General features: G+C 71.0%; 3 protein-coding genes. 1 reads left to right on the top strand and 2 read right to left on the bottom strand.

Going from position 1 to position 4,001, the window contains the following annotated elements; genetic code table 11:
- Together ACFDTH_RS17735 and ACFDTH_RS17730 are read right to left on the bottom strand one after the other, a co-directional pair.
- The coding region (locus ACFDTH_RS17735; RefSeq protein WP_375288876.1) for an anthranilate synthase component I family protein at window positions 1-1,146 on the bottom strand (1,146 nt) is incomplete at its 3' end.
- Complete coding sequence (locus ACFDTH_RS17730; protein ID WP_375288875.1) at window positions 1,139-3,076, bottom strand: peptidyl-prolyl cis-trans isomerase; 1,938 nt, start codon at window positions 3,074-3,076, stop codon at window positions 1,139-1,141. The genes ACFDTH_RS17735 and ACFDTH_RS17730, both read right to left, overlap by 8 nt.
- A 96-nt stretch (window positions 3,077-3,172) precedes the next feature.
- On the opposite strand from ACFDTH_RS17730, the gene tpiA reads away from it, so the two are divergent.
- On the top strand, window positions 3,173-3,910 hold the full coding sequence (gene tpiA, locus ACFDTH_RS17725; RefSeq protein WP_375288874.1) for a triose-phosphate isomerase: 738 nt from the start codon (window positions 3,173-3,175) through the stop codon (window positions 3,908-3,910).
- Window positions 3,911-4,001: the final 91 nt, after the last annotated feature.

The following is a 4,001-nucleotide window of genomic DNA, read 5'->3' as shown; positions in this document are numbered from 1 at the left end:
GGGATCGAGCCGGCCGACGACGTTGGAGACGATATGCATGACGTGGCTGTAGAGCTCGATCGTGTAGCTTTCGGTCACCCGCACGCTGCCCGCTTCCGCGACCCGGCCAACATCGTTGCGGCCGAGATCGAGCAGCATCAGATGCTCGGCGCGCTCCTTGGGGTCGGCGAGCAGGCTGGTGCGGTTGGCCTCGTCCTCGGCCGCGGTCTTCCCACGCGGGCGGGTGCCGGCGATCGGCCGGATCGTCACCTCGCCGTCGCGCACGCGGACCAGGATCTCGGGGCTCGACCCGGTCAGCGCAAAGCCGGGCAGGTCGAGATGGTAGAGGAAGGGCGAGGGATTGATCCGCCGCAGCGCGCGATAGAGCTCGAACGGCGGCAGCGGGAAGGGCGTGGAGAAGCGCTGGGCGAGCACCACCTGGAAGATGTCGCCCGCGACGATGTAGCGCTGTGCCGCTGCCACCATCTCGCGATAGCGTCCGGCGGGCAGGGCAGGAGCGGGCACTACCTCGACCGAACCGGCCCGTGCCGGCGCAGGCAACGCCGCCGCCAGCTTCGCCTCTACCGCGTCGAGCCGGGCTTCGGCGTGGGCCATCAGGTCGGCAGGATCGCCGCCGGTTTCCGCCCACACCGGCGCGACCAGGAAGAGGGCGTCGGCGAGCCGGTCAAACACCAGCAGCACCGTCGGCCGGACGAACAGCATGTCTGGCAGGTCCAGCGGATCGCTAGCGGGCACCGCCAGCCGCTCAACCAGCCCGACCGTCTCGTAGCCGAAATAGCCGACCAGGCACGCCAGCGCGCGCGGCAATCCCTCCGGCACCTCCATCCGGCACGCCTCGACCAATGCGCGCAGTTCCTCGAGCGCCGGCCCCGCCGCAGGCGCGAAGGCGTCGCGGTCGTCCAGCCAGGTCCGGTTGATCTCGGCGCGATTACCGTGCGCGCGAAACACCAGGTCAGGGGCGAGCCCGATCAGGCTGTGCCGCCCGCGCACCGATCCGCCCTCGACCGATTCGAGCAGGAAGTCGCCGCGCCCCGGCTCGATCAGCTTGAGCGCGGCGGCGACGGGCGTCTCGGTATCGGCGATGCGCCGGCGCCAGACCAGCGCCGGACGTCCCGCCTTCAGCGCGGCAAGGGCTGCCTCAGTTATTGGGGCCTCCGCCGATCAGGTCGCGGCGGACCTGGTCGATCGCGCCGCTGTTGCGCTTCACGCCCACCGCCGCGCGGGCTGCGGTGGTGAACTGCTGCGCATATTCCTGCCCCAGCAGCCGGCCCACATCGTTGCGCGTCGCCGCCACCAGCCGCTCGTTCTTGCGCGCGTCACCCGCGATCACGCGATTGAGCTTGACCACGCGCCAGCCGCTGCCGTCCGCCGCAGGAACCAGCTTGGCGGTGCCCGGCGCCATGCTGAACAGCATCGCGAGCTCGGGCGAGACCCCGTTCTGATTGCGGGCCAGCGCCGCGCGCGGTGCGCTGAGCGGACGGATCGGCGGAAGCGACAAACCGCTCGCGCTGGCGGCCTTGGCGAGGTCACCCGCCTTGGCACGCGCCAGGATATCGTTCGCGACCTTGCGGGCGGCCATGCGCGCCCGATTGGCGGTGAAGTCCTGCGCCACCTGCGCGCGGATGGCCGCAAGCGGGCGGGGTGCGGGCGCCACCACGCGGTCTACCGCCACGACCGCGAAGCCGCCCGGTCCGGCCGGCACCACCGTGGGCGCGTCGCCGTCGGTGGCAGCGAAGGCAGCGGCGACAACCTGCGCCAGCGCCGCATCGACCCGTGCGCCGGTATCGGGGTTGATGCCGTTTGCGGCGATGGCCGGGGTGGCCTGCGCCGTCAGCTTCTGCTCGCCGACGATCTCGGCGAAGGTGGCGTTGCCGTCGATCGCGCCGCCGATCGCGTCCTGGATCTGCGACAGCGCTTCCTGCGTCTTCTGCTGGGTCAGCGTGGTGGCGATCTCGTCATGCGCCTGCGCGAGCGTGCGACCGGGAACCTGTGTCACCGCGTCCACGCGCGCGACCACATATCCGAGGCTCGCACGCAGCGGGCCGACGAGACCGCCTTGCGCAGCCTTGAAGGCGGCGTCCGCGGTCGCCGCGGAGGTCTGGCCGGCATAAGCGGCCTTCTCCACGTCGGTGATCGTGCGCGGCTCCAGCCCTGCGGCGCGCGCGGCCTCCGCCAGCGAGGTGCCGCCGCGGACCTTGGCGGCAAGCGCGTTGGCGCCCTGCTGGGTGAGCACCGTCACCTGAGTGATCGTGCGCTTCTCGGTCGGCTGATAGCGGGCGCGGTTCTCGGCATACGCGCGCGCGATCTCCGCCTCGCTCGGCGTCGCACGGGCGCGGACCTGCTCGGGCGTGACCAGGGCGTAGCGGATCACCCGGCGCTCGGGCAGCGAATAGCGGCGGATGTTGGCGCGATACCAGCCCTGCACCTCGGCGTCAGTCGGTGCGGCACCCTGCGGCACCGCGCTGGACGGCACGAACGCGACCTGGCCCTCGCGCCGCTCCAGCAGCAGGTTGGCATAGGGCATCGCGACGCCCACCGGCATCTGCGAGGCGCCAAGCGTAGGACTGACGAGATGCTGTGCCATCAGGTCCTGCGCGATGTCGCGGCGGACCTGCGCGTCGGTGAGGCGCTGGTCGCGCAGCAGCTGCTCGTAGATGCGCTGGTCGAACTGGCCACTGGGGCCACGCAGCGAGGGGAAGCTGGCAAGCTGGCCGTCCACCAGCTTCTTGCCCACGCGCATGCCCTGGTCGGTGCCGAACTCCCATAGCGACAGGCCGTTGAGCAGCCGCTCCAGTGTCGCGTCGAAGCCGCCCTCGGCCACGAAGTCGCCGATCGTCAGCGACGGGTTCTCGCGCCGCCCGGCCTCCACTGCGTTCTGGACGCTGCTGCGCAGGTCCGCCGCACCCACCGCGCTGCCGCCCACTTTGGCGATCGAAGCGCCGCCAAGGCTGGTCGTGCCCGAGCTGATGCCGGCGATGTCGCCCAGGCCGAAGCCGAGCGCGATCAGGATCAGCACCGCAAAGGCGATGACCACGCCGAAGCGCGAGTTGGTGAAGCGGCGGAAGAACGCGAGCATGAAGGGCCTTTCGAGAGGCCGGCCTTTATGCGGGCAGGGCGGTGGCATCAAGCCGCGGGGCTTGATAGGCGGGATCGCAAGCAAGAGGGGGAGCAGATGCGGCGCAAGCTGGTTGTCGGAAACTGGAAGATGAACGGGTCGCTGGCGATGCTGGCGGAGCTGGACGCGATCGCCGCCGCGGCGGCAGCGCACGCGGATGTCGATGCCGGCGTGGCGGTGCCGACGACTTTGATCGCGCCCGCGGTGGCGCGGGTGCCGGGTTTCGCGATCGGCGCGCAGGACGTGCATGCGGCCGAGAAAGGCGCGCACACCGGCTGTGTCTCCGCGGCGATGCTCGTGGAAGCCGGGGCGGTCTTCACCATCGTTGGCCATTCGGAGCGGCGACACGACCAGGGCGAGACAAGCCAGGATGCCTGGGCGAAAGCGGCGGCAGCGCACAAGCACGGTCTGGGCGTGATCCTGTGCTGCGGCGAGACCGAGGCCGAGCGCGACGCCGGTCGCGCCGAGCGGGTGATCCAGGCGCAGGTGGAAAAGTCCTTGCCCGAGAATGCCGACGGCAGCTGGTTGACGCTCGCCTATGAACCGCGCTGGGCAATCGGCACCGGCCGCACGCCGACGCTGGACGAGATCTCCGCGATTCACTCCATCGCCCGCGCCCGCATGCGCCACCTGGTCGGCGATCGTGCGGACGGCATCCGCATCCTCTACGGCGGCTCGGTGACGGGCGACAATGCGGCGAGCATCCTCGGTGCGCCCGACGTGGACGGCGCGCTGGTCGGCGGCGCCAGCCTGACCGCGGCAAAGTTCGTGCCGATCATCACCGCGGCGGCTTGACCCGTCGCACGCGCCGCCCTAGGCGCGGGTTTCGGATGGCCCCTTCGTCTAGTGGTTAGGACGCGGCCCTTTCACGGCTGAAACACGGGTT

The organism is Sphingomonas sp. (assembly GCF_042096255.1).
Classification (GTDB): Bacteria; Pseudomonadota; Alphaproteobacteria; order Sphingomonadales; family Sphingomonadaceae; genus Sphingomonas.
The sequence above is the reverse complement of the archived record's forward strand: the minus strand, read 5'-3'. Positions and strand labels throughout refer to the sequence as shown.